17 protein-coding genes, 1 tRNA gene and 3 pseudogenes are annotated in these 26527 nt (G+C 44.0%); 9 read left to right on the plus strand and 12 right to left on the minus strand.

Going from position 1 to position 26527, the window contains the following annotated elements; all coding sequences use genetic code 11:
• Positions 1 to 696: 696 nt before the first annotated feature.
• The 6 genes and pseudogenes from G7Y90_RS09355 to G7Y90_RS09385 all read right to left on the minus strand — a co-directional run bounded on the left by G7Y90_RS09355 (position 697) and on the right by G7Y90_RS09385 (position 9008).
• Positions 697 to 783, minus strand: a tRNA-Leu gene (locus G7Y90_RS09355).
• A gap of 522 nt (positions 784 to 1305) precedes the next feature.
• A complete protein-coding gene (locus tag G7Y90_RS09360) occupies positions 1306 to 2250 on the minus strand; it encodes a formate dehydrogenase accessory sulfurtransferase FdhD (RefSeq protein WP_250162256.1) in 945 nt (314 codons plus the stop codon).
• A gap of 300 nt (positions 2251 to 2550) precedes the next feature.
• Positions 2551 to 4923: an FdhF/YdeP family oxidoreductase gene (locus tag G7Y90_RS09365; RefSeq protein ID WP_087815048.1), complete on the minus strand. Its 2373-nt coding sequence runs from the start codon at positions 4921 to 4923 to the stop codon at positions 2551 to 2553.
• A 146-nt stretch (positions 4924 to 5069) separates the two neighbouring features.
• A pseudogene (locus tag G7Y90_RS09370) lies at positions 5070 to 6376 on the minus strand (RNA-guided endonuclease InsQ/TnpB family protein).
• A gap of 287 nt (positions 6377 to 6663) precedes the next feature.
• Entirely contained in the window at positions 6664 to 7632 is a 969-nt protein-coding gene (locus G7Y90_RS09380) for a c-type cytochrome (RefSeq protein WP_250162259.1), read from the minus strand.
• A complete protein-coding gene (locus tag G7Y90_RS09385; RefSeq protein ID WP_227675911.1) occupies positions 7632 to 9008 on the minus strand; it encodes a cytochrome c in 1377 nt (458 codons plus the stop codon). The genes G7Y90_RS09380 and G7Y90_RS09385 overlap by 1 nt, the downstream gene beginning before the upstream one ends.
• A 254-nt stretch (positions 9009 to 9262) precedes the next feature.
• Here G7Y90_RS09385 and G7Y90_RS09390 point away from each other — a divergent pair, with 254 nt between their 5' ends.
• From G7Y90_RS09390 to G7Y90_RS09405, 4 genes are read left to right on the plus strand one after another with little or no spacing between them, the layout of a single operon-like run.
• Complete coding sequence (locus G7Y90_RS09390) at positions 9263 to 10237, plus strand: phosphate/phosphite/phosphonate ABC transporter substrate-binding protein (protein WP_250162260.1); 975 nt, start codon at positions 9263 to 9265, stop codon at positions 10235 to 10237.
• The gene (locus G7Y90_RS09395; protein ID WP_250162261.1) at positions 10195 to 11175 is read left to right on the plus strand and encodes a histidine kinase dimerization/phospho-acceptor domain-containing protein; all 981 of its coding nucleotides are present in this window, start codon (positions 10195 to 10197) and stop codon (positions 11173 to 11175) included. The genes G7Y90_RS09390 and G7Y90_RS09395 overlap by 43 nt, the downstream gene beginning before the upstream one ends.
• Positions 11153 to 11362 (plus strand): hypothetical protein, encoded by a 210-nt coding sequence (locus G7Y90_RS09400; RefSeq protein WP_250162262.1) that lies wholly within the window; start codon positions 11153 to 11155, stop codon positions 11360 to 11362. The genes G7Y90_RS09395 and G7Y90_RS09400 overlap by 23 nt, the downstream gene beginning before the upstream one ends.
• Positions 11363 to 11398: 36 nt before the next feature.
• Complete coding sequence (locus G7Y90_RS09405; protein WP_176393072.1) at positions 11399 to 12076, plus strand: response regulator transcription factor; 678 nt, start codon at positions 11399 to 11401, stop codon at positions 12074 to 12076.
• A gap of 100 nt (positions 12077 to 12176) precedes the next feature.
• Here G7Y90_RS09405 and G7Y90_RS09410 read toward each other — a convergent pair whose 3' ends face one another.
• From G7Y90_RS09410 to G7Y90_RS09435, 6 genes and pseudogenes are all read right to left on the minus strand, one after another.
• On the minus strand, positions 12177 to 12971 hold the full coding sequence (locus G7Y90_RS09410) for an ABC transporter ATP-binding protein (RefSeq protein WP_045446787.1): 795 nt from the start codon (positions 12969 to 12971) through the stop codon (positions 12177 to 12179).
• A gap of 31 nt (positions 12972 to 13002) precedes the next feature.
• Positions 13003 to 13902 carry an ABC transporter permease gene (locus tag G7Y90_RS09415; RefSeq protein ID WP_045446789.1) on the minus strand — a complete coding sequence of 300 codons (900 nt, stop codon included), beginning with the start codon at positions 13900 to 13902 and terminating at the stop codon, positions 13003 to 13005.
• Between the two features lie 430 nt (positions 13903 to 14332).
• On the minus strand, positions 14333 to 15373 hold the full coding sequence (locus tag G7Y90_RS09420; protein ID WP_087815043.1) for an ABC transporter substrate-binding protein: 1041 nt from the start codon (positions 15371 to 15373) through the stop codon (positions 14333 to 14335).
• Positions 15374 to 15546: 173 nt separating this feature from the next.
• Complete coding sequence (locus G7Y90_RS09425) at positions 15547 to 16599, minus strand: ABC transporter substrate-binding protein (RefSeq protein ID WP_250162263.1); 1053 nt, start codon at positions 16597 to 16599, stop codon at positions 15547 to 15549.
• Positions 16600 to 16911: 312 nt separating this feature from the next.
• Positions 16912 to 19024 (minus strand): annotated as a pseudogene (gene metG / locus G7Y90_RS09430) (methionine--tRNA ligase).
• 396 nt (positions 19025 to 19420) lie between these two features.
• Positions 19421 to 20836 (minus strand): GntP family permease, encoded by a 1416-nt coding sequence (locus G7Y90_RS09435; protein WP_250162264.1) that lies wholly within the window; start codon positions 20834 to 20836, stop codon positions 19421 to 19423.
• Between the two features lie 343 nt (positions 20837 to 21179).
• Here G7Y90_RS09435 and G7Y90_RS09440 point away from each other — a divergent pair, with 343 nt between their 5' ends.
• The 5 genes and pseudogenes from G7Y90_RS09440 to apbC all read left to right on the plus strand — a co-directional run bounded on the left by G7Y90_RS09440 (position 21180) and on the right by apbC (position 26478).
• On the plus strand, positions 21180 to 21893 hold the full coding sequence (locus G7Y90_RS09440; protein ID WP_198329730.1) for a CoA transferase subunit A: 714 nt from the start codon (positions 21180 to 21182) through the stop codon (positions 21891 to 21893).
• A 175-nt stretch (positions 21894 to 22068) separates the two neighbouring features.
• Positions 22069 to 22698, plus strand: coding sequence for a CoA transferase subunit B (locus G7Y90_RS09445; protein ID WP_045455208.1), 630 nt, complete (start codon positions 22069 to 22071; stop codon positions 22696 to 22698).
• A gap of 61 nt (positions 22699 to 22759) precedes the next feature.
• Complete coding sequence (locus tag G7Y90_RS09450; RefSeq protein ID WP_250162265.1) at positions 22760 to 23560, plus strand: 3-hydroxybutyrate dehydrogenase; 801 nt, start codon at positions 22760 to 22762, stop codon at positions 23558 to 23560.
• A 171-nt stretch (positions 23561 to 23731) separates the two neighbouring features.
• Positions 23732 to 25083, plus strand: a pseudogene (gene mgtE / locus G7Y90_RS09455) (magnesium transporter).
• Positions 25084 to 25254: 171 nt separating this feature from the next.
• Positions 25255 to 26478 (plus strand): iron-sulfur cluster carrier protein ApbC, encoded by a 1224-nt coding sequence (gene apbC, locus G7Y90_RS09460; RefSeq protein WP_201559744.1) that lies wholly within the window; start codon positions 25255 to 25257, stop codon positions 26476 to 26478.
• The last annotated feature ends 49 nt before the right edge of the window (positions 26479 to 26527 follow it).

Genomic DNA, 26527 nt, shown 5'->3' on the forward strand with positions numbered 1-26527 from the left:
TTGTCCGCAGACAGGATATTGGTGGTCACCTGCCAGTCAGGAGTTGCAACATTTTCAAGCAGAAGACATCATGCCAGACATGACTAAAGGAAGGTGGGAAACCATTTGGTATTTTAACGCAACCAACCCGATGACTATTCAACCTACCACGAGTTATATAAAAAGGAAAAGAGCCAGGCGACTCAAAGTTACCAACGACACAATGGAAATGCGTATTTAAATAGCTCTGTTAAACATGCCTTTTTCACTATGATCATCGTAGATATATCGATTCTGCTGTTTGTGAACAAACTCGCGGTCCTTTAATCTATGAGCAATTATTAAAGGCTATCTTTATGCAGGCACTGTGTTTATTTATGCTCACGGATTCCAAATTAATGCTTGCGCTGGCTAGTGTCACCAATAGGCCGTTAAGTACTATGAAAGTGGCTGCTTTTTTTATCATGTTAGGATCGTTCTATCTATTTTTATTACGACACAAGGTTTGCCTTTTCAGAATGGGATAATAGGATGTGGCTAACTATTGATTATAACAATTGATATAGCTTATTACCCTAAACGTGAGAAGGACGTTAACAGTAAAGCTAGCAGTTCATTACTAGTAAATTGTCTAAATAGTGGAAAAAAATTAGTTTAATAAGAGAAAATGCACAATAAGAAAAAGGCTTCCAATTGCTTGGAAGCCTTTTAATATAATGGTACCCGGAGCCGGACTTGAACCGGCACGCTATTACTAGCGAGGGATTTTAAATCCCTTGTGTCTACCAATTTCACCACCCGGGCAAAACTTGTATTATCTAAAAGTAAGCTTTCTACTTGTTAGATAGTGGTCGCTATTATAAGCATTTATATTAATAAAGCAAGCTAAATTAATATAATATGAATAAAATTTTAACCTAAATAATTGGAGGGGAGGTCGGAATCGAACCGGCGTTAACGGAGTTGCAGTCCGCTGCATGACCACTCTGCCACCCAGCCAATCAAGGACGCCTATTTAGCAAAATAATTTAAATTACAAGTTATTTTTTAGCTAAATGCGAAATCTACTCAATTCTCCTTATTTGACCATAAATTAATGGCTATTCAAAGTATTAAGAGGTCAAATTAAGCTATTATCAAGCTTAAAATTAGGAATGGTTCGTCAAAAAACATCATAATTATCAAACACACAACGAAATAATATCTTATTATTTCGTTGTGTGTTTGATAAAACGAGATAGGGAATAGATAGTGTTTTAAAAAGGTCTTGTTTGAGCTAAAAAGGAGACCGTTTATTATCGAAAAATCAGCGTTATATGTCTGTCATTAAAGCGCTGCAAATGAGAGTTTATGAATAAGTGCGCTTAATGAGAGAGTCGAGCATAAAACTTTATAGGTCTGAATAATTTGATAGTAAGTGACTCTGTTATCACGCAAAAAACCCGCTAATCCTAAGCCATAACGCTCAGCGACACGCACTGCGGTACTGGTAGGTGCAGACATACCGACTAGCCAAGGGATGCGCCCACGAATCGATTTTTGTATCAGTTCAATCGATAGGCGCGAGGTCATAAGGACGCAGCTAATCTCTATTTTATTGCGCAGTTGCCAACCGATCAGCTTATCAAGCGCATTATGGCGTCCTACATCTTCGAATAGGTATAGCTGCTGATTATACATCGTCGCAGCGGCGTGTACGGCACCAGTCAATTGGTGAGTATGCTGCATCGCATCGACTTGCTGGCGTATTGCTAATAGACAGTCAAGACTTGGTGTATCTGCCTTTTGTCTGTTTTGACGATAGATACTCAAGTCAGGCAGTGCTTGTGTTAGCCCTGTGATGCCGCATATACCACAACCTGTACGCCCTGCTAGCTGACGTTTTTGCGCTTGGATACGCTGATGGCAACGCTGGTTTAGTACTAGCTCCACCACATAAATGTCATAATCTTGCAGTGACGATAAGCTTTGTTCAAATGCTGCAGATTCAAAAATTTCATCCGTAGCATCTCTTATAAATCGTTCCTTTATAAATGAATCTTGCGTGAGATTTTGATAATCTGCAATATCATTCAGTTGGGTAACTTCCCAATCAAGCAGCTCATGACTATGCTGAATTAAGCCTTCGCTAGACAAAAAGCCGACGGCTAAATACTCTAGCTGGTGAGGGCTTGCCATCAGTACCGCATAGTGAATACCATTGATAACGATAGCAACCGCAGCTTCCACTGCTAAGCTCGCTGATTGGCAGTCGATACTGATTTGCTGCATATGGGTCTGTGCAATATTAGTCTTAGCAACACGGGTCTCAATAATGTTGTTAGAGTTATACTTATCTGTCGGATAATGATGCTTTTGCGCCCAATGATTACGTGCAAGCGGCGTTGCAGATGACTCTATAGTTTCTGACGTCTTATCTGTTAGGGTGTTTACCGAAAAATTATCGCTATATTTGCGTCAGTTTCAGTATCACTTTGGGCAATCATAATACCTCGTTATATCGTATGGTCATTACCAAAATTATCATCTCCTTTAAATATATGCATCATTCAATGATTCGCCCGTTGCTGACTATGCATGATCGGTCGTAACAGCATTTGCCTCAACGCGTTGCAAAACAACGGTCGTCGATTTATACGCTGGTATGTGAGAGTCTGGTGCATGCGTGTCTAAATCAAATAAATCATTACATTCAGGATAATAAGTTGCGACAGCGTTAGCGGCGATATCCATCTCAGTCAATACTAACGGCCCTAGCGTGCGTGGCTGAGCGGTACCGTCTGTGTTATTTGAACCATTTGAGCTGGCATGGCGAGATACCATTACTCGGTCACCTGCTTGCCAACCCAAACGAGTCATTTCATCTGGGTGCATAAACAACACATCACGGCGAGTGGTTTGGCGATAGCGATCTTCAAATCCGAAAATCATGGTATTAAATTGGTCATGGCTACGGACACTGGTCAATTGCCAAATTTTTTGTTCATTGTTTGGCGCACTATTAGTATTATCATTGGGTTTTTTGTCATGGTGAAAGGCTAAAGAGGTCTCTGCCATTTGTGCTGCGACGTAGGTGATAGGGTATTGTGGTACTTCAAATTGCGCTTTGCCACTGTCAGTATTCCACACACGATGCCGCGCAGAATGGTACAAATGAAAGCCACGCTCGGTTTCGCGAATACGCTGATTAAAGTCTTCAAAACCGTCAATCGCTTGGGCGATATAATCACGAACGATGTCAAAGTCTTCACTCATTGCTTGCCAAGGAATGGACGAATCAGCACCAAGCACATGAGTGGCGATATCTGCCACAATTTGTGCTTCAGACTTCAACGTATCGCTGACAGGTTTCAGGTTGCCTCGAGTGGGTACAATCTGACACATGGAATCTTCGATAGTGGCAAATTGCTCACCTTTGGCAGTAATAATACGTTCGGTACGACCTAAGCAAGGCAGAATAAGATTATTCGCGCCCGGATACAGCATAGTTTCATTAAGTTTAGTACCGACAAAAATATTGAGCTGAGTGGTGGTTAAAGCTTGTTGAATCGCACTAGTATCAGGTGCTGCCACGGCATAATTACCGCCCATACTCATAAATACTTTTAGCTTACCGGTAATCAATGCTTTCGCACCAGAGACCACATCAAAGCCATTTTCTTGCGGCATCGGACGTTCAAACACACGCTCAAGGCTGTCTAGTAGCTTTTGTGCAGGGCGCTCATGGATGCCCATGGTACGGTCGCCCTGTACGTTAGAGTGACCACGAACGGGAGACGCGCCTGCGCCATCAATACCAATCATCCCCATCAATAATAATAGGTTGGTAATCATCGCTACATTATCATCGCCTTGGACGTGCTGAGTGATGCCCATACCCCACGTGCAAATGGTCGCAGGACTCGCCGCTACCAGTTTTGCTATATTAATGATTTCCTCTTTACTGATACCAGACCCACGTTCCACATCCGGCCATGATTGTTGGCGGAGCCATGCGTCGAGTGCCTCATATCCTGACGTATGCTCATCGATAAAGCTTTGATCGATTTTATTGTTTTTAGTCAGCCACTTAGCGATACCGGTCAAGAGTGCTGCATCGCCGCCGATCTGAATTTGAATGACCTCATCGACCATCTCATCACTTTGACCAGCTGCCATATGCGTGGGCTTTTGCGGATTTCTAAATTTACGTAAGCCTTGTTCGCGCATAGGGTTGATTGAGAGGATTCGACAGCCTTGCTCGTGAGCATGAGCAAGCATTTCAAGCATGCGTGGATGATTGGTCGCAGGATTTTGTCCAAACATCAATATCAGTTTGGCTTGCTCAAAGTCTTCCAATTTCACGGTCGCTTTGCCAATACCCAACTGTCTACCGAGCATTACCGACGTTGGTTCGTGACACATATTGGAGCAATCTGGTAAATTATTGGTGCCAAAACAGCGCACAAACAGCTGATACATAAAGGCGGGCTCGTTGGTCACACGGCCTGAGGTATAAAATAGCGCCTCATCTGGCGAATCAAGCTGTCCTAACTGCTCAGCGATACATTGATAAGCAGCTTCCCAAGAGATTGGTAAGTAGCGGTCTTGCGCGGCATCATAATATACAGGCTCTGATAAACGACCACTATGCTCAAGCTCATAGCCCGACCAGCCTTGTAATTCAGTGACGCTATGTCGCGCAAAAAACTGCGCATCGGCTTTTTTTGTCATGGTCTCACTAGCAATGACTTTGATACCATTTTCACAGACGTCGATGGCTTTATGTGATTTGTGGTCAGGCCAAGCGCAGCCCGGACAGTCGAATCCGCCTTTAGGTTGGTTGCTTTTTAGCACACTTACGCTACCCCGTAAAAAAGTCTGATAATCCATCAGCTTACGAGTAGAGGAAATCAGCGCAGGCCAACCGGCAGCAGGGTGGGAGTAGACAGGAATTTTGCGCATGACAGACCTCATAGTAAATGGCGGTAGCGAACTTTGATATACAGCAACTATATAGTGACGAGCGAGAAGTTTGTAGAAGCATTAACTTTGACATACTCCCACCACTTTCGCCAAGCTCAAGTGGGGGATTCTAAAAGCAGATGCTCTTAGGCGACTTTCTCACGAAGGTCGCTTGTTTTCTGTTTCAACGGGCGACCCTTACTGCATCCTCCCTCCGCAGACAAAACGGCATGTCCTGCCGCTAATATATTACGAGCCGCATTAAAATCAGCGTTCGCAACATACCTACATTTGACGCACTCAAATTTAGACTGAGTTTGTCTATTCTCTTTAGCAATATGCTGACATTGAGAACAGGTTTGACTGGTGTAGTGTGGGTTTACCTTGATCAGTAACCCACCGCGCCATTGCTGTTTGTACTCAAGCATATTAACCATCATGCCCCAGCCTTGATCTAGGATTGATTTGTTTAATCCCGACTTGGCTTTAACATGACGACCTTTGTTCTCCACCGACCCGCTGGCTGATTTCGACATATTAGCGACCTTTAAATCCTCACAAGCAATCATGGCGTGGTTTTTGCTGATGCGGGTGGTGACTTTATGCAAGTAGTCATGGCGAATATTAGCAATGTGGCTGTGTAGCTTTTGAATCTTGCGGTTTTGCTTTTTCCAGTTTTCACTGAATTTTACTTTCTTTGCTAACCCTCGTTGCAATTTGGCAAGTTTGAGTTGATTGGTTTTAAAACTGTTTTTCGGTTTGATGTACTGACCGTTTGAAGTGGTGAGTAGTTTGCTGATACCCATGTCCAAGCCAATGGCGCTTGTGGCAGGGTGACGAGGGTTCTCATCCAGTTCTCGCTCCGTACCAAAAGACACGTACCAGTGCCCTGATTTCTTGCTGATGGTGACATTTTTAATTGTACCAATGATGTCTTGCGACTTCCTAAACTTCACCAGGCCAATGCCATTAGGCAGTTTTACTCGATTACCTTCAACACGGCAATATTTATCAAACTGAACCAAGCGAATTGAGTCGCAGCCATCGGATTTGCGCTTAAATCTTGGCATCAACGAGCGTAGCTGGATTTCTGTGCCGTCAGCCAGTTTAAAGAACTTGGGTTTGCGAGGTTTCTTTTTATTGTCTTTTAATCTGGCATGTACTTTAGGATCAAAGAACCGCGACCAAGCCGATGCCAGATCGCGTACTTTTTGTTGTAAAGACACAGCGTTTGAGCTGCTTTTTAGGAAGTTAAAATCAGGATTACTTTTTAAATCTATAATTTTATTAACCAGATTGGTGGCATTAATAAACTCATCTTTAGCAAACATCTCAAATGAGATTGCCAGCATTTGATTCCAAAAAAACGTGCAGAGCCGACAAGATTATTTAAAATAACCTCTTGCTCCGTATTAGGCTCAAGCCTAAATTTATACGCTTTGTTGATTTTCATAAATGCTCGTGGTGAGTTATAAGTATTACAATAATTAATTATTATACTGGATTCAGGCGCATATTATGTAATTTAAACATTGAAAATGATGCGAAATTCACCGCCACCCTAATGTCGGATGGCGTCCTCTTTCGCGGGTTTGATAGATAACAAAAAAACCTTTAAGAAAAATGCATTTTCTTAAAGGTTTATCGTGTCAATGCTCACTCACAAGCGAGCATAGAATGATGTCTGCTAAGTGAAGTCCTCTTAAGTAAAGTCTTTATAAATACCGTCTTCTTAAGATATCAGTAACGCGCGTCTTTAGGTTTTTTACCATTTGGCCAATCATTGACCTTACCAGCAAAGTCAGGGCGCGGCTGATGAGTAAAGAAGTGCGCCACATCGACGGCATCTTGATCGCTCAGCACATTTCCGTGACCCCATAAGCCTTTGGTCTGAATACCCATGGGCATGTTGTATTTTACAAAGGCTGCCGCCTTGTAAGTACGTGCCATACCAGCACCGATATTAAAGGATTCATCGCCCCACAGTGGCGGGAACACGATATCGCCGCGACTGTCTTTGATGCCTTCGCCATTATCACCATGACAAGTTGCACATTGAGCTTTATAAATTTGTTCGCCGCGGACAGGGTCTGGGGTTAATGATTCATCCACTTTACCCGTATTTTGGATATCGACTTTTTGCTCTTTTGGGGTGTTTTGCGATAGCCACTTCATATAAGCCAACATTGCCAGCATTTCAGGGGATTCAGGTTTCAACGGTTTGCCATTCATTGAGCGCTGGAAGCAGCCATTAATACGTTTGGTTAAATCAACTTCCTTACCAGATCGTGGCATCACGCGCGGATAGAAGTTATAACTATTGATGTACGGATCACCCAGTGGAATTTTACCTTGTGAAATATGGCAGCTGTTACAGTTCATTTGCGCGCCCACATGCTCTGGCAGTAAGCGCTTAGTTTCGTTTAATAAGCGTTTACCATAAAATATCTCATCAGCATTTGGTTCATCCAAGATAGCCGTATCTTGCGGCAGCACATAAGTGCCGATATCTTCGTTGGCATCATCAGTGGTGACTAAGCCGTACTCAGGTGCATTCTGCTCGATAGGCTCGGGCTGCGAGCAACCACTACTGATAGCGGCGATACTAAGCGCTGAAGCAGTAAGGATAGCGGTGGTTAAGTTGCCTATGGTCATTTTTTGAGAGATAACGCGAGCAATAGTAGGCAAGTTGAGTAGAGATTTTTTCATTATTTTGCTCCTTTTGTTTGCGCGTCAATACTTAAGTCTGGAGCAATATCCGTACTGGTTTTTGGTTTTTTGGCGAGGAAAGCCCGCATTTTTACCACGTCATTGACATCGATTTCAGGCGCTTGGTTGGTCCAGCTATTGCGGACATAATTGACCACTTCTGCCACATCTGCATCGCTAAGATTGCTGAATTCAGGCATAGTAAATGCCATACGGTCATGTGGAGTTTCAGGCATACGACCACCGCTCAAGGTAATCTGTAAGACCGAATCGGCATTGTTAGAATAAACCGCACTATTGCCATCAAGCGCTGGGAAAATACGCGCGACTCCTTTACCATCGACACGGTGACAAATTTGGCAATATTCGGCGTACAAAATCGAACCGCGCGAATCATAGTCACCATCTAGTAATTTTTGCGTAGTGATGTCTTTTTTCGCAGGCAGTGTGGCTTCTTTGTTTGGTGCTGGCGTTAATGTTTTTAGATAAGATGACATGGCGTTGATGTCGTAGTCGGTCATATACTGGGTGCTATGCTCAACCACTTCGGCCATGGCACCAAAGGCAGCAGTGGTATCAGTACGACCAGTTTTGAAGAAGTCATTTAATTCTGCAACCGTCCAAGTGCCAAGTCCGCGATGCTCACCGCGGATACTTTTGGCGCGCCAACCATCGATGATGGCACCGCTCAAATACTTGTTAGAATCTGCATTACTTAGAGCGATTTCTTGAAAGCCAATACCGCGCCCAGTATGACAAGAGCCGCAGTGCCCAGGACCTTCGACTAAGTATTGACCACGAGTCAATAGTGCGTCGTCTGTCTCAGGGACAAAGTCACGCTTGCGATCAAATAAGACCTGCCAGTATGCCAAGGGCCAGCGCCAGTTTGCTATCGGAGGTAGCTCGCTTTTTAGATTGGCTTGCTTGACGGCTGTGACATCGGACATAAAGAAGGCGTACATCGCGGCTAAGTCTTCTTCTGGCATGAGCTGGTAAGAGGGATACGGCATAGCAGGATATAAGGCTTTATTATCACTGCGTACCCCATGCTTAACGGCATTTTTAAAGTCGGCGAAACTGTAGTTGCCGATGCCAGTTTCTTGATCGGGTGTGATATTGGTCGAGTAAATTGCCCCAAGTGGCGTTAGCATAGGCAGACCGCCTGCATAAGTCTCGCCATCGAGCGTGGTATGACACGCAATACAGTCAGCAGTGCGAGCGATATATTCGCCCTGCTTGATGAGAGCAGGATCAGTGATATTGACCTCGATATCGTTACTGCTGGTGCGCATATTTGGCAGTAATTTCCCAATAATAAAGGCAACCACCAGCCCGATGATGGCTGCTATTATTATAATCAGTGGCCATTTTTTCATAAGCCCGCCCTCCATAAGATATTTTTACCAAGCTTATAATTCATCACCCATATTTCATGAGGTGTATTAATCATTCTTATTGAAATCAAAATTGAAATCGAATATTTGTGACTTAAGCTCAGCGAATTAAAAGTTACACGACTGTCATCTAGTATAGGGTAGCGGGTAATATTGTGATATTGTGGAAAACCACATTATGATTAAGGTTTTTAATTATAATGTACGTTTGGTAGGTCAAATATAAGGCTAGGTGTATGCATAAAAAGTCTAAAATTTGGACTATCTTAAAGGCTTGTTTTATTACCGTGGTAGCATGGGCTGCTTGGTTGCCGCTATCTAATGCCACCGCCCAGACTTACTATTTGGGTGTGCTGGCACCGCAAGGCGAGACAGCCGCACAAAATCGCTGGCAGCCGTGGCTTGACGAGCTTAATGATCAGTTATCAGATGACACCGTGATATTGGTACCTTTGGCGCTGGAAAATTGGCAACAGCAAATAGAAGCACAGCAGTTTGCGCTAGTGCTTGGCCCGCAAGTGCAGTTTATAAAAATGAATACTATCAGATGGCGCTGGCTGGCTACCTTACAAACAGAGACGGCTCAATTAAATAGCAATGCGCAAAACGCTCGTGATAAAAGTTCTCGTGATAAAATTTTTAGCAATCAAGGATTTGATGCTGAGGGTATTAATGGGCAACAATCGCAAAATCAGCTATCGACGACAGTCACCCTCGCCAATGAATTTAATAAGCTAAATGAATATACGCCATTAAAACAGCCGAGTGCGATGGAAGAGGTCGCCAGTGCTTTATGGGTCGCTGCCGACAGTGATATTTATCGTTTGCAGGATTTGGAGCAACGTCATATTGCTGCCGTCGACACTGACGCATTTGGCGGTTATTTATTGGGCGCACATTTATTACAGAAAAATGGTATTACGCCAAATCACTATCAAACACAGTTTGTCGGTTATCCGATAGAGCGCACTTTGCATGCCTTGGCTAGTGGCAAAGTAGACGCTGCCATTACGCCGCTTTGTTTGATGGAGGATATGGCAAGGCGCGGTCAAATCAATGACAAGCAATACCGTCTCATTCATCTCGCCACTGTATCCAGCTGCCACTCTTCAACGAAATATATCCAAATTGGACACTGGCAGCGACCGAGCAAGCGCCAGATGCTTTGGTGCGCCAGATCAATCAACATCTATTTGGCAAGCGTCAATTAGAGCAGCGCTGGTTACCAGCAGAATCAAGTAGCGATGCTGAGCGCATCCTTTATGAGATGAATCGCCATCCCGCCCAAAAGCAGCTGAGCGCGCATATGATCGACTGGATAAAGGCGCATCGATTATGGATGGCTGTGATTATTTTGGTTGTCCTGATATCGACAGTAAATTATGCTTGGATGAGCTGGCTGGCATGGCGGCGGCAAAAAAAGATAGTGCGGCAAAATAGACTAATCCGTGATTATGATCAGCAGTTACACCAATCAGAGCGCTTTGCGGTCATCGGTGAGATGAGCGGTGCTATCGCTCATGAAATCAATCAGCCGCTGGCAACCATTCAAAATTATGCGCAAGGATTATTGATACGCAGTCAACATGCAAGGTTGTCTAAAAATGCTATCGACATAACGCCACTTGACAATGCGGCAACAGAGAATGCTCTACAGCAGATTGTCAATGAAACAGAACGCGTCGCTGCTGTGGTGACTAATATCCGCCGCTGGGCTGGACGGTCGCAAGCGAATGAAACTCGTGTCGATATCGCAGCTATCTATCAACAGTGCATCTTATTATTGGGTGAGCAAGCAGTAGGTGTCAATTTTTGGCTGGCAAGTGATTATCAGCATTTAACCTTGCCAAATTTATTATTAGATCAGTTACTGATAAATAGCATGACCAATGCTGCACAGCAAGGGGCGACCAATATCATGCTACGCTGTCAGGCAGAGAGGTATAATAATAAGCAATGGTTGGTATTGCATCTAAGCGATGACGCTGGCGGCTTTGATCAAACTCAGCTGAATAGGCAGCACCTACCAGAGAGCCTACCCAGTCAATATGCTACCCAGTCTACGAAAACACGGTCTAGGATTAGGACTGATGATATGTCAGCGCTTATGCAAGTCGCTGGGCGGTATGATGCAGCTAAACAATATTGATGTCGAGCATGAAATTGAGCAAGTTTACCAAGTAATGAGCAGCGAGCAGCACCGCTTTAAACGTAGCTTAAACGGTAAAATCCAACTGCTACAAACCAATGCTAACTATCAGCTGTCAAACACGGTGGGCGCACAAATATCTTTTTATCTGTCATTATCTTTAGCGAATAATGACGAAAAACTCTAATGAATATCAATAATGTATTTAGCCATAAGGTCACATATGACGTCTAATCAACTCTCAAATGAGCCTACGTGCTGGCAAGATGAAAGCAGTCATCTGTCTGACGATTTATCAGGCATTACGCCAGAATCGCTTATCATTCATATCATTGACGACGAAGAAAGTGTGCGCATGTCCTGTGATTTTTTGATTAGCAGCTTAGGGCTATCGACCCAAGTGTGGGCAAGTGCTCTGATATTTTTACAGCAAGTCAATATCTATCGTCCAGCAGTGATTGTGAGTGATTTGATGATGCCAGAGATGAGTGGTCAAGCGCTACAAGTGCACCTTAGTCAACAGGACAGCCCTATGGCATTGATAGCGCTAACGGGAAATGGCGAGATTGCTGATGCTGTCAATATGCTGAAGCAAGGTGCGGCTGACTATCTGGAAAAACCGATTAATAGCCGCCGGCTACAAGAAGCGCTTGCGCGTGCGCAAGACCTCACTCTAAAACGCGCCACGCTTTATGATATTAAAAATCTTTATGCGCAGCTGACCGATAAAGAAAAGCAGGTCGCCAATGAGTTACTGCAAGGCAATCTGAATAAAAATATCGCCAACCATTTAGATATATCGGTCCGCACGGTAGAGGTGCATCGCTCACAAGTGATGAAAAAAATGCAGTCACAACATGTCAGTGAGTTGATTCAAAAGTTAGTATTGCTTGATGCTTAAAAATTAAGACAGTCGTATCAATTAAAGCAGTCATAAAAAAACGCCTGATATTAAACAGACGTTCTATTTTTTCAAGAGTTGAAGAATTTTGCTAAGTTATTTAACTCAATATCAAGCTATCATCTTCGACTTTTTCGCCGCGAGTTTGCTCAAACATATCAAGTAAGTCATGTACAGTCATGCCTTGACGTTTATCGCCAGCCACATCTAATACCACTTGTCCTTGATGTAACATCACTGTTCTGGTGCCATGCGCCAATGCCTGCTGCATCGAGTGGGTAACCATCATCGTTGTAAGCTGATTGTCCGTTACAATTTTATCGGTCAATTCTAAAACGAAAGCAGCAGTCTTAGGGTCGAGGGCAGCAGTATGCTCATCAAGCAATAAAATTTTGGAAGGTTGCAATGAAGCCATCAATAGGCTAACAGCTTGACGTTGACCACCGGATAACAGACCCATACGGTCGGTCAGACGATTTTCTAGCCCCAATTTTAATACTGATAATTTTTCGCGAAATAAATCACGGTTATTTTGGTTGAGTGCAAAGCTCAAACCACGTTTGCCGCCGCGCTTATAAGCCAGCGCCATGTTTTCTTCGATGGTTAATGCTTCACAAGTCCCCGCCATCGGGTCTTGGAAGACACGAGCCACCCAATGGGCGCGTTGGTGCGCGGTCTTTTTGGTGACATCGATACCATTTAATAAGATTGAACCGCTATCGACGCGCGTGGTACCACTGACCGCATTTAAAAAGGTTGATTTACCCGCGCCATTGGTACCGATGACAGTGACAAATTCACCATCAGCGATGTTGAGATTGATACCGCGTAGGGCAGGGTTTTCAATGGGCGTTCCAGGATTAAAGGTCAACCGCAAATCTGTAGCTTGCATCATAATAATTATTCCTTATGGTTGCACATTGACATTAAGCCCGAACTTTACGACTTAAAAATTTATTTTTAGCTTTTGGCAATACCAAGGCAAATACGACGAGTAGCGCTGTAATCAAGTTTAAATCTTGCGGACCAAAACCAATACTACGGAGCGTATCGCTCGATAGCGCCACCTGAATAAATAGCTTGTACAGCACCGCACCGACGACCACGGCAAAGGTAATCAGCCAAATTCGCTTGGCAGGAATGATGGTTTCACCGATGATGACCGCTGCCAAACCGATGACAATGGTACCAATACCGATCGAGATATCTGCGCCACCTTGAGTCTGCACAAACAATGCACCTGCTAGAGCAATCAAACCATTAGAAATCGCCATACCAATGATGGTCATCCATGAGGTATTGATGCCTTGCGCCTGTGCCATGCGGAGGTTGGAACCCGTCGCCCGCATCGAAAGACCCGTTTCGGTACTATAGAACCAGTTTAAAAATAACATGGCAGCTATCACCACGACACCAATAATTAGACAGCGCATCCAATAACCGTTGCCATCAGTGACCAAGGTGCTAAAGACCGTGGTTTCACCCAATAATGGCAAGTTCGGCGCACCCATAATCCGTAAATTGATAGAATATAGTGCGACCATCACCAAGATACTGGCAAGTAGTTGCAGGATGCCAAGTTTGACGTGTAGCCATGCCGTAACAATACCAGCGACTGAACCTGCCAACATACCAAAAGCACAGGCAAGCCATGGGTTGACACCAGCGATGATAGAAATACCAGCGACAGCGCCACCTAGTGGAAAACTACCGTCAGCGGTCAAGTCGGGGAAGTCGAGGGTGCGAAATGAGATCAGCACACCAAGTGCTACTAGGCCATAAATCAGACCGCTTTCAAGTGCACCAAAAAAAGCAATTAAAGACATAAGAGATCAGTAAGTCATAACCAAGCGTTTAGCAACTAACGTTCTAATATCGATTCATAGAATGAGTGCGTGATATAGATCAGCGCTGTCTCATCTATACGTCAATTTTAGCTAAACGACTAAGCGGTGAATTTAACAGATTAAACAATCTGCGGTTAGGGTAAACCAAAACATGTCACGATCAACAGCTATCATAAGCTACCTAGGTTCAAAGCTTTGATTAAAAAAAGGGCAAATTTAGAAATGACGCAAATACTTTATATTTAATCAATGTGGTTTAAATAAGAAGCCCAGCCTACTGATTCATAGCTGGGTTTCTGATGTTAAACATTTAGCCTCATCGCATAAAGGTAGATGACGGCTGACACCAAATCCATCAAACTCGATATCTACCTTATGATAGCTGTAATGAGCTAGCTATAAAAGTGCGTTATTCTACCACTTCTTTTGCTTTATCGATAACCGCTTGTGACAAAGTAATGCCTTCTTCTTTGGCATGCTTTGGACTAACGTATAGATCCAACATTTGCGGGGTGTAGACAGGAATAGCGCCTGCTTTTTCACCATTTAAAATACGTACCACGATTTTGCCTGTTTCGCGACCAAGCTCGTAGTAATTCACGCCCAATGCAGCAACGGCACCACGCTCAACTGAGCTAGTGTCAGACGCAATCAGTGGGATTTTGCTCTCTTTAGCGACTTGATATAGTGATTCGTAAGCCGATACGACGTTATTATCGGTTGAGGTATAGATCATATCGACCTTACCTTCGAGGCTACGTGCTGCCATCGCAATATCAGTACTACGCTGGGCAGGCGCTTCGAGTACATTGATACCTAGTGGTGTCAGTTTTTCTTTTAAGTTTTTCAAGATAATCGTTGAGTTGACTTCGCCTGGGCTATAAACATAGCCGACATTCTTCAGGCTCGGGATGATTTGACGCATCAATTCAATTTGTGGCTCATAAGGCAGGGCATCAGAGCCGCCAGTGACATTGGTGCCAGAGCCATCTAGTTTGGTCACTAGTTTGGCGGCAACTGGGTCAGTGACTGCTGAGAATACTAAAGGGATACTGCTAGTAGCAGCAGCTACTGACTGCGCTGATGGAGTACCAATCGCAACGATAACGTCTGAATTGTCTGCGACGAATTGCTTAGCAATCTGTCCAGCAGTGGCAGTGTTACCCTGTGCGCTTTGGAAATTAACCTTTAAATTTTCACCATCCTTAAAGCCTGCTTCATTAAGCTCGTCGATAACGCCCTTACGGACGTCATCAAGCGCTGGATGTTCGACGATAGCTGTGATTGCGACAGTCTTCATAGCCGTGGCTGCATCGCCAGTCGCAGCTGTATCAGTGGTGCTGGTATCTTGTGCTGATTGATTACAGCCAGTCAAGATGGCAGTACAAACGCCACCTAATAATAGTGCTTTACTAAAGTTAAAATGACCAAAACGATTTTGATACAACATGGGTCTCACTCCTGAAAATAATAATGTGTCCGTACATTATTTAATTTATAGATAAAAGGTATAGATGGATAAAGGGTAAAGCGAGCCATCTATATAGAAGGCTAAATGTTATTTTTCAGTGCTACTTGTCAAAACTATTTATCCGTATTATTTATCCGTATTATTTATCCGTATTATTTATCCGCACTCTGCGCTTGTTTGTCGATATTAATGGCATTTTTTAGCAGCTCATCAGTCAGGCTGAAGCCTTGCTCAGCCGCATGTTTCGGGCTTGCATATAAGGTTAAAGTATTCATCACTTCAGGCTTAACGCTACTAACTGCTTCGCCATTTAAAACACGAACACCCATTTTGCCTGTGGTACGACCAAAGTCATAATCATTGACACCAAGTGCCGCAGTTGCACCACGTCGCACACTGAACTCGTCTGAGGCAATGACAGGAATATCAAGCTCATTGGCAGCACCTGCCATCGCTTCAAAGGCGGATACCACATTATTATCTAGTGAGGTATAAATCACATCAACACGACCAGCAAGGCTACGAGTCGCCATCGCCACATCCGTTGGGCGATTGGCGGTTACGTCTAATATCTTAAGCCCACGCGCAGGCGCAGCTTTTTTTAGTTGATTGAGTACCACCACCGAATTGACCTCACCTGGACTATAAACATAGCCAATGGTTTTTGCATTAGGCGCAATTTTTTGAATATTGTCCAGTTGCGGCTCGATAGGTAGCTCACTAGACAGTCCTGTCACATTAGATTGGATAGGCGTATTGTTCTCATTAATGAGCTTTGCCGCGACAGGGTCTGAAATAGCCGTATAAATAACCGGAATCGTCTTAGTTGACGCAACGATAGACTGAGCTGATGGCGTCGAGATTGCCACGATGGCATCTGGATTGTCTCCTGCAAACTGCTTCGCAATCTGACCTGCTGTCGCTGTATTGCCTTGAGCACTTTGAAAATTAATGGTTAGATTTTGGCCTTCAACATAGCCATTATCTGCCAACTCATCAATAATGCCGCGACGCATCGCATCTAACGAAGGATGTTCGACGATTTGAGTGATGGCTAATGTCTTGGCAGGCTTGTCAGAATCTGCGGCGGCACTTGTATCTGTCGTTGCAGCAGTGTCGGTCGTGTTTGAGCAGCCAATTAATCCAAGCGCGGCGCTCATAGCAGCACCGAATAGGCTGAAGCGTAAAGTAGTAGCAAAGGTCATTTTATTGGGGCTCATAGGTTAGAGAGTGCAGGTTACCCGAGTCAATGTTATGTGCATGCTGAGATAACGGGCTAACATCAAAGTAATCAATCCATTGATCATTACGTCCATATTATGACAGTAATGTAACTTATGGCAATAAGAAATTAAAACGCGTTTGTCATTACCTCTGTAAAGAACGTACTGAATCAATATTCATCGATATTATCTTCTATATAAGCACTGATTTTGGCGATTGACCAGCGATAGTTTTGGGACATAAAAAAGATGCCCAGCTGGACATCTTTTTTGTTTGTTGAGTAAGCCTAACTATTAAGCAAGCACATCGCCAATCACGCAGTTGTCAGGTAAAGTAACCACTGTCAGCTGAGTTTTTGGATTGCCAGTTGATAGCACCATACCTTCTGAGACACCAAACTTCATCTTACGCGGGGCAAGATTGGTCACGCAAATGACCTTTTTATCTAGCAATTGCTCAGGCTCATAGAACTTACGGATGCCGCTAAACACATTGCGCGGTTTGTCTTCGCCAACGTCCAAGGTAAATTGTAAAAGCTTATCTGCGCCTTCGACATGATTGCAGGCTAGAACGTGAGCGACTTTCATCTCAACTTTGGCAAAGTCTTCGATGCCGATATAGTCAGTTTGCTCAGTATTTGTCTCAGCATCTATATCAGTAGCAGCTTCTTTTGCTGGCTTATTATCTTTTTTAGCAACGGCTTTGCTAGCCACAGGAGCAGCAGCTTGAGCCAAAGATTCTTTTGAGGCCTCAACCATCGCGGCAACGTCTTTTTTCTTCTATACGCTGCATCAAAGGCTTGAACTTATTGATCTTGTGCCCCAGTAGCCACTCATTACGGCTGGCAAAGCTTAAGTCGTCAATGTTCAAAAACGCTTTGGCATTGGCGGTTAGCTCAGGCAATACTGGCGCAAGGTAGACCATCAATTGACGGAAGATATTAATCGCGACCGAGCAAACATCTTGAACTTCTTGCTCTGCGCCTTCAACCTTAGCAAGTGCCCATGGTTTTTTCTCATCGATATATTCATTGGCTTTATCAGCACATTGCATAATCAAACGCATGGCACGCGAAAACTCACGGTTCTCGTAAGCGGCAGCAATCTCATCGCCCGTTTTGGTAATATCTTCTAATAAACTTGGCTCAGCGCAGACTTCTGTGAGCATGCCGTCGTACTTTTTGACCAAGAATCCAGCACTGCGGCTAGCGATATTGACCACTTTACCAACCAAGTCAGAGTTAACCTTTTGCATGAAATCTTCTAAATCAAGGTTGATATCTTCGACTTTATCAGACAATTTACTAGCAAAATAATAACGCAGGTATTCAGGATGTAAGTGATCAGCATACGTTTCGGCTTTAATAAAAGTACCGCGTGACTTACTCATTTTTTCGCCATTGACCATCAAGAAGCCATGAGCAAAAACACCCGTTGGTGTACGGAACTCACTACCAGCAAGCATAGCAGGCCAAAATAGCGCATGGAAATAAACGATGTCTTTACCGATGAAGTGATACACCTCGGTTTTATGCTCGTTTTCTTGCATCCAATAACGGTCGAAATCAAGCGCCTCGTCTGTACCTGCGCGCTTATCGCATAGGTTTTTGAAACTCGCCATGTAACCGACTGGCGCATCTAGCCATACATAAAAATATTTGTCTGGCTCATCGCTTGGGGTATTTGGAATCTGAAAACCAAAGTAGGGCGCATCACGGGAAATGTCCCACGTTGCCAGACCTGCTTCAAACCATTCTTGTAGTTTATTGGCGACCGATGTTTGCAAGCGATTGTCACTACGCGTCCAATCTTTTAAGAATTGCTCAAATTCAGGCAAATTAAAGAAGTAGTGCTTGGAGGTTTTTAGAATAGGCGTGGCATCTGATAACGTTGAATGCGGGTCTTTAAGATCCGTTGCATCATAGGTCGTACCGCAAACTTCACAGTTATCGCCGTATTGGTCTGCCGCTGCGCATTCAGGGCAAGTACCCTTGACAAAACGATCGGCTAAAAATAGCTGTTTTTCAGGGTCAAATAATTGTTCGACATCTTTTGTACTGATATGCCCAGCATCATTCAAGCGACGATAAATCAGCTCAGAAAAATGCTTGTTTTCTTCTGAGTGCGTGGAGTGATAATTGTCAAAGTTAATCAAAAATTTGGCAAAATCTGCTTCATGCGACGCTTTCACCGCGGCAATTTGTTCCTCCGGTGTGACGCCATTGGCTTCTGCTTTGAGCATGATTGCCGTACCGTGTGCATCGTCTGCGCAGACATAAGTGACCTGATGGCCTTGCGCTTTCATGGCACGTGCCCAAATGTCGGTCTGAATATATTCTACAAGATGCCCCAAATGGATATGGCCATTGGCGTAGGGCAGCGCACTGGTTACTAGAATCTCACGCACTTTTATCACCTATATTTTTATAAACGGGTTGGTTATCAAACGTCTTAAGCGGTTTTGAGCTATTAGACGCGATACTATTAATATCAAACTATCAATGCTAAAACGTATTAAGCAAATAAAAATTTAAAAAAGTGTGCCTATGATACCGTAATTCGGCCAAATTTGTGACATTACCTGAGTAATTAATATAGTCGCTAATAAAGCGATTAACTCTATACGGTATATAGAGTGTCAATCAATTCTGAGAGATAAATAGTCGGTTGTATTTATAGGTAGTAATGAGAAAGTGCCCATAAAAAACCCACCAAGCAATCGCTCAGTGGGCTCTTTGGTATCAAGCAATAATCGTTAAATTTAATTATCTTTAAGGTTTAATAAATACCTCATTCCAGGACATTAGAACGAGCCAAACATTGTCCCTAAAATGATAACGGCGACCACAGCAATAAGTGGAATCACCATCGTTACCATGGCGACGTTTAGATAAGACTGCTTATGGGTCAAACCACAAATCGCAAGTAAGGTGATGACCGCGCCACTATGCGGTAACGTATCCAAACCACCTGCTGCCATCACAGCAACACGGTGCATGAGCTCTGGGTCAATACCCGCTGCGACCGCCATTCTTAAATAGTCTTCACCCAACGTCGATAAGGCAATACTCAAACCTCCAGACGATGAGCCAGTAATACCAGCAAGCGTAGTCATCGCCACTGCTTCTGAGATTAAAGGGTTGTCAGGCGTTAGATTTAAGATACTATCACGAATGATGAGGAAGCCTGCTAACGAGGCGATAACCGCGCCGTAACCAACTTCTGAGGCGGTATTAAAAATCGGCAACATCGAATCATAAGTACCACGGTTGATGGTTTTTTGCAGATTATTCCAATGACCGATACGTAGCAAAATTAACACCGCACAAGCCACGACTAACGAGATGATAATTGACCATAAACCCAGTGAGCCTGCGATATTTAGATCAGGAAACTGAGCTTGTAAGCCGCTAAAATCCACTGATGGAAAGACAGCGTAAGTTAATAGAGCATTCAAGCCAATGACTAACACCAGTGGAATCATAGCAATAGTAAATGAGGTGTGATGCGTATTTAATACCTCAGCTTCTTTTTTGGCTGCGCCAACGCCGCCCACATCCTCTTCGTCATGCTGACCATAGCCTTCGCCTGCTGCATTGGCTTTTCTGGCGCGTGATTGAAGCCATAACCAACCACAAATAAACATGATGGTACCGCCGATAATACCCAAGATAGGCGCGGCAAAAACGTTGGTATTATAGTAAGGAATCGGAATGGCGTTTTGAATGGCAGGCGTACCTGGCAATGCCGTCATCGTAAAGGTGAATGAGCCTAAGGCAATCGCTGCCGGAATCAAGCGCTTAGGAATATCAGCGGCTTTAAATAAGTCTTTGGCGATGGGGTAAATAGCAAATGCCACCACAAATAACGAGACGCCACCATAGGTTAAAATGGCACAAACTAAGATAACCGCTAAGATGGCTTTGCTGGCACCAAGCTTTTCGACCACGGTTTTGGCAATCGCGGTCGCCGCACCAGAGTCTGCCATCAAACGCCCAAATAATGCACCCAGCAAGAATATAGGGAAAAACTTAAGTAAAAATCCACTCAATGCGCCCATAAAAACATCGGTATAGGCCGGAATCGTGCTTAAAAAATCACCTGATAATAGTACGGCTAATGTCGCCATAATCGGTGCTAATATGAGCACGGAATAACCGCGATAAGCAAAAAACATCAATAATAATAAAGTAATGACAATAGCAAAGGTACTAAACATGCTCGCCCTCCTTGGCAAAGTTCAGTCAGCGAGTATGCAGAACATAGTGATATTGGTCAATAAAATTACTTAAAATAGGCAATATTTGATATTTTATTAAACATAAATCCTGTCTTAATAAGATATTGACCCATCATATATACCGCTACTGCGCTGGCTTGTATATTCCTATAGTTATTCTCTTCTCGCTACGAGAATAATATGGTAAGTTATCACAAGATTTTTAATTATGATATATCGATAGAAATTGTATAATATAATGGAAATATTAAGTGATGTCACCCACTCATAATCATTGATGATAGAAGTTAATAACAAAAAATAGACTTGCAAGGAGATAAGCATGAGTCAATCAAAAGTATATAGCAGTGCCGAAGAAGCGCTAAAAGGCATCGTCAGCGATGGACAAACGCTCGCTATCGGTGGTTTTGGTCTGTGCGGTATTCCTGAAGCGTTAATCGCCGCATTGCGTGATAGTGGTGTTAAAGGGTTAACTTGCATCAGTAATAACGCAGGCGTCGATGACTTTGGCTTAGGATTGCTATTGCAAACGCGCCAGATTAAAAAAATGATTTCATCCTATGTCGGTGAAAATAAAGAATTTGAGCGTCAATACTTAGCAGGCGAGTTAGAAGTTGAGCTGACGCCGCAAGGGACGTTAGCGGAAAAACTACGTTCGGGCGGCGCTGGTATTCCTGCATTTTACACCGCCACTGGCGTTGGCACACTGGTCGCTGAAGGCAAAGAAACCCGTGATTTTGATGGTCGTACTTATATACTTGAGCACTCATTACGCGCTGACGTGTCATTAATCAAAGCGCAAAAAGCGGACAAAGCGGGCAATTTAATTTTTAACAAGACGGCGCGTAACTTTAATCCAGATTGCGCCATGGCAGGCAAAATTACCATTGTCGAAGTCGAAGAAATCGTAGAGACAGGTACGTTTGATCCTGATTATGTGCATCTGCCGGGTATCTTTGTGCAGCGTATCGTCTTGAATAGCAATCCTGAAAAGCGTATTGAAAAAACCACGATTAAGGCCGTTGAAGGCGCTTAGTTAAAGGCTTTATAGCATTTTTTTAAAGTGTTAAATTAATAATAGAATATTGTAATACTATTCCTAAAAATTTGAGTGGCAAGAAAAACGAGTGAAAGTGCTACATTTTAGACTAAGCGAGTTTGACACCGCTCATCATATTTTTTGGGGTCGTTATAAAAATAAGGAAGTTATCATGGCATGGACAAGAGAGCAGATGGCACAGCGTGCCGCACAAGAGCTACAAGACGGCTATTATGTCAACTTAGGCATTGGACTACCAACCCTAGTCGCCAACTACATCCCTAAAGATGTCGATGTTTGGCTACAGTCTGAAAATGGTCTATTAGGTATCGGCGAGTTTCCAACGGCAGAAAATGTCGATGCAGATTTGATTAATGCGGGTAAACAAACCGTCACTGCCGAAGCGGGTGCCAGTTATTTTAGTAGCTCAGAGTCGTTTGCGATGATTCGCGGCGGTCATGTTAATCTTGCAATATTGGGTGCGATGGAAGTGTCAGAAAAAGGTGATTTGGCCAACTGGATGATTCCCAAAAAAATGGTCAAAGGCATGGGCGGTGCCATGGATCTAGTCGCTGGCGTGCAGCGCGTGATTGTACTCATGGAGCAAGTCAATAAACACGGCGAGCCAAAAATCCTGGCCAATTGCGAGCTACCATTGACGGGCAAAGGGGTGGTTGATCGGATTATTACCGAACTTGCTGTACTAGACGTCACTGACAATGGTCTAAAGCTAGTTGAGCTGGCAGAAGGTGTTAGCTTTGATGAGCTACAAGAAAAAACGCCAGTGAGCATTGCTCAATAAGCTTGTTAGATATATTCGGCACAGACCTCTAAAAAACCTATTTGATAATGGACTATAAAATATGGCGACCACATTACAACAAGATTTGACCGGCAAAGTGGCATTGGTTACAGGCGCTGCCAGCGGTATCGGACGTGATATCGCTGAAACTTATGCCAAAGCAGGCGCAGCGGTTGGTATTGCAGATATTAATCTTGAAGCGGCTCAGAAAACCGTTGATGCTATTGAAGCGGCAGGCGGACGCGCATTTGCCATTGCCATGGATGTGACTTCAGAGGAGGCGGTAAACGCTGGTGTGCAGCAGCTTGTCGATACCTTTGGTGGTATTGATATTCTTGTCTCCAATGCTGGTATTCAGATTATCGACCCGATTCATAAAATGGCGTTTGAGGATTGGAAAAAAATGCTTGCTATTCATTTGGATGGGGCGTTTTTGACCACCAAAGCGGCGATACAGCATATGTATAAAGATGACAAAGGCGGTACGGTCATTTATATGGGGTCAGTCCATTCGCATGAGGCATCCATGTTTAAGGCGCCTTACGTCACAGCGAAACATGGGTTACTTGGGCTGTGCCGTGTATTGGCAAAAGAAGGCGCTGAGCATAATGTACGCACGCATGTAATTTGTCCAGGGTTTGTTAAAACGCCATTGGTCGAAAAGCAAATTCCGCAACAAGCGGCTGAAAAAGGCATCAGTGAAGAATCTGTAGTCAATGATATTATGCTGGTGAATACGGTAGATAAAGAATTCACGACCGTCGATGATATTGCCCAATTGGCATTGTTTTTAGCAGCCTTCCCGAGCAATGTATTCACAGGTCAGTCTATCGTTGCCAGTCATGGTTGGTTTATGAATTAACAGCATGGTCAATGGATAGGTTCGCAGGCTGTTTGATTGATTTAAAAATCATGGGCTTGCTAATAAAAGACCAATCCATTAGCATCTAGTTTTATATTAATTTGAGCCAATTAGATTGGCTCTTTTTTATGAGCGCTTGAATAGCGTTTCGGGTCGCACGGAGTAAGTATAATGAATGATAAGGATTTTGCAAAAACGCTTGCAGCAAAATTAAGCCGTGCTATCGAGCAACAGCAGTTTGAGCAATCAATCAATCAACTTCAAAATTTGCGCCCGATTGATATTGCCGATGTTCTAGCACTCATGGAGCCAAATCTTGCATGGCAGCTACTTGAGCATCTGCCCAATCGTTCTACCGTGTTCTCCTATTTAGAAACGGATATTCAGGTTGCACTTGCCTATGTATTTCCTCGGGCTATATTAGCAAAGATAGTAGGCGAGATGCCCGCAGATGAGCGTACCGACTTATATAAGCACCTCAATCAGGAGCAGCGGGATGCTTTGTTACCCGCATTGGCACAGGCACAACGTGAAGATATTCGTAAGTTATCTGCCTATGAGGAGCGCACTGCTGGTGCGTTGATGACGTCTGATTATGCGACTTTAGCTGCTCATATGACCTTCTCTGAGGCATTGGCAGCACTGCGTCTAGAAGCACCTGATGCCGAGACTATTTATCATGCGTATGTGATTGATGACGAGCGTAAGTTATTAGGCGTTGTCTCTTTACGAGTACTTATTTTAGCGGCTCCTGAACAGCTGATTAATGACATTATGATGAGTACAGTAGTGTCTTGTAATGTCAATGATGATCAAGAAGACGTTGCGAAAGTCGTGGCTCGCTATGATTTAATTGCGCTGCCTATTACCGATGATAGTGGTGCTTTGGTCGGTATTGTTACCCACGATGATGCGATGGATGTGGTGAGTGATGAGGCAACCGATGATTTCCATAAGTCGGGCGGTGTCTCGACCATGGTTGGCAAATTAAAAGACGTCAGCGTTCGAGTGTTATACCGTAAGCGCGTATTCTGGCTAGTGTTTTTGGTATTTGGTAACTTGCTCTCAGGGTTGAGTATTTCCAATTTTGAAGATGTGATTGCCGCCAATTTGGTATTGGTGTTCTTTTTGCCTTTATTGGTCGACAGTGGCGGTAACGCCGGCTCGCAGTCAGCGACCTTGATGGTGCGAGCTTTGGCGACTGGCGATGTGGTCATGCGTGACTGGTTTTCATTATTGGGTCGAGAGGCAGTGGTTGCGTTGATGCTTGGGGCGACGATGGCGGTGGCTATCTCAATCATCGGTTATGTACGTGGTGATGCAGTGGTGTCGTTAGTGCTGGCACTGAGTATGATGTCGGTGGTGATGATTGGTTGTGTGATTGGTATGAGCTTACCTTTTGTGCTTAATAAATTGGGTTTTGACCCTGCCACTGCCAGTGCGCCTTTGATTACCTCTGTCTGTGATGCCTCGGGTGTACTTATTTATTGTTTATTGCTTCACAGTTTTTGTCTATCGGTTAACGCTGCTATAAAGCCTAGTCCCACTAGCGTTGTGGTTTTTTTATAGTGGTAATTCAGCTACACTGTCACTATAAAAGGTCTGGCTAAAACGCTCACGAGCGGTATTGTTCACGACAGTATTTGCTGAGTTTTTGTCATGCCCACTCACTTGTATAGGCAGTAATAGTCGCTATGTTTAACTTTATGAAGAAAACCTCCACCAAAAAATCAGAAACACCAGAGCAGCGGGCAGAGCGCGATAGTGCCGTGGACAAGGTGCTGCTTGGTTATGAGGTAGGTACTGTCAGTATTGCCACCATGGTAACGGGGCTCGAACGTGATGGTGACCAGCTCACCTTAGACTTGCGTCTACCCGTAAATAGTAATCCTGAAATTATCCAACAAGAACTTGGGCAACTGTTACATCCGCACGGGATCAAGACTATTCATATGAATGTTCGTCTGCCCGCACCGACGAAAGGCTCGGGGTCAAGTCTGCCAAAAGCAATGCCAAAAACCACTAATGCCATGGACAATCAACATAAACCAGCGGCAAATGCTGATAGCAATACTACTGTTGAACCACCAATTACCAAAGCCGCACCGACACAAGCGTCACTCGCCGCGCATCCGCGTATTCGTCATATTATCGTCGTGGCGTCGGGTAAAGGCGGTGTTGGTAAATCAACGACTACCGTGAATATCGCCTTGGCATTACAAAAGCTAGGCAACCGTGTTGGCGTACTGGATGCCGATATTTATGGTCCTAGTATGCCAACGATGCTGGGCGTCGATAATGTCAAACCTGAGCTGGAAAACGAGCAGTTTGTTCCTATCAATGCGCACGGCATGGCAATGCTATCGATTGGTAGCTTGCTCGATGGTGACAATACTCCTGTCGCATGGCGCGGACCAAAAGCCACTGGTGCGCTGATGCAGCTGTATAACCAAACCAACTGGCCGCAGCTAGATTACTTAGTCATTGATATGCCACCGGGTACGGGCGATATTCAGTTAACACTGGCTCAGCGTATTCCCGTAACGGGTGCCGTGATTGTCACGACGCCGCAGCATATTGCCTTACTTGATGCGCAAAAAGGCATTGAGATGTTTAACAAAACCAATATCCCAGTACTCGGCGTGGTCGAAAACATGGCACTGCATACCTGTAGCAACTGTAATCATACCGAAGCTATCTTTGGCACAGGTGGCGGCGAAAAAATTGCTGAGCAATATCAGGTGCCGCTGTTAGGTCAGTTGCCATTGGCCAGCGGTATTCGTGCACAAGTGGATAAAGGTGAGCCGAGCGTATTAGCCGATGATGAGTTTGCGCCGTACTATCTTAGCATTGCTAAAAATATCGAAGCCAATATTAATAAATTCGCCAAGCCTGTCGATGATAAACGTATTTTTTAATAGTGGTTTTTAATAAGAATGAAATAGCTTAAGTGGATAGTATTTAAAG

It is taken from the genome of Psychrobacter sp. WY6 (genome assembly GCF_018448495.1).
Classification (GTDB): domain Bacteria; phylum Pseudomonadota; class Gammaproteobacteria; order Pseudomonadales; family Moraxellaceae; genus Psychrobacter.

Coding starts and splice junctions, on each gene's coding strand:
- G7Y90_RS09360 (WP_250162256.1), bottom strand. CDS start 2,250: ATGCAGCAAATCAGTATCGACTGCCAATCAGCGAGCTTAGCAGTGGAA.
- G7Y90_RS09450 (WP_250162265.1), top strand. CDS start 22,760: ATGGCGACCACATTACAACAAGATTTGACCGGCAAAGTGGCATTGGTT.
- G7Y90_RS09435 (WP_250162264.1), bottom strand. CDS start 20,836: ATGTTTAGTACCTTTGCTATTGTCATTACTTTATTATTATTGATGTTT.
- G7Y90_RS09400 (WP_250162262.1), top strand. CDS start 11,153: ATGATGCAGCTAAACAATATTGATGTCGAGCATGAAATTGAGCAAGTT.
- G7Y90_RS09365 (WP_087815048.1), bottom strand. CDS start 4,923: ATGCGCAAAATTCCTGTCTACTCCCACCCTGCTGCCGGTTGGCCTGCG.
- apbC (WP_201559744.1), top strand. CDS start 25,255: ATGTTTAACTTTATGAAGAAAACCTCCACCAAAAAATCAGAAACACCA.
- G7Y90_RS09405 (WP_176393072.1), top strand. CDS start 11,399: ATGACGTCTAATCAACTCTCAAATGAGCCTACGTGCTGGCAAGATGAA.
- G7Y90_RS09415 (WP_045446789.1), bottom strand. CDS start 13,902: ATGTCTTTAATTGCTTTTTTTGGTGCACTTGAAAGCGGTCTGATTTAT.
- G7Y90_RS09445 (WP_045455208.1), top strand. CDS start 22,069: ATGGCATGGACAAGAGAGCAGATGGCACAGCGTGCCGCACAAGAGCTA.
- G7Y90_RS09420 (WP_087815043.1), bottom strand. CDS start 15,373: ATGTTGTATCAAAATCGTTTTGGTCATTTTAACTTTAGTAAAGCACTA.
- G7Y90_RS09380 (WP_250162259.1), bottom strand. CDS start 7,632: ATGAAAAAATCTCTACTCAACTTGCCTACTATTGCTCGCGTTATCTCT.
- G7Y90_RS09385 (WP_227675911.1), bottom strand. CDS start 9,008: ATGAAAAAATGGCCACTGATTATAATAATAGCAGCCATCATCGGGCTG.
- G7Y90_RS09390 (WP_250162260.1), top strand. CDS start 9,263: ATGCATAAAAAGTCTAAAATTTGGACTATCTTAAAGGCTTGTTTTATT.
- G7Y90_RS09440 (WP_198329730.1), top strand. CDS start 21,180: ATGAGTCAATCAAAAGTATATAGCAGTGCCGAAGAAGCGCTAAAAGGC.
- G7Y90_RS09410 (WP_045446787.1), bottom strand. CDS start 12,971: ATGATGCAAGCTACAGATTTGCGGTTGACCTTTAATCCTGGAACGCCC.
- G7Y90_RS09425 (WP_250162263.1), bottom strand. CDS start 16,599: ATGACCTTTGCTACTACTTTACGCTTCAGCCTATTCGGTGCTGCTATG.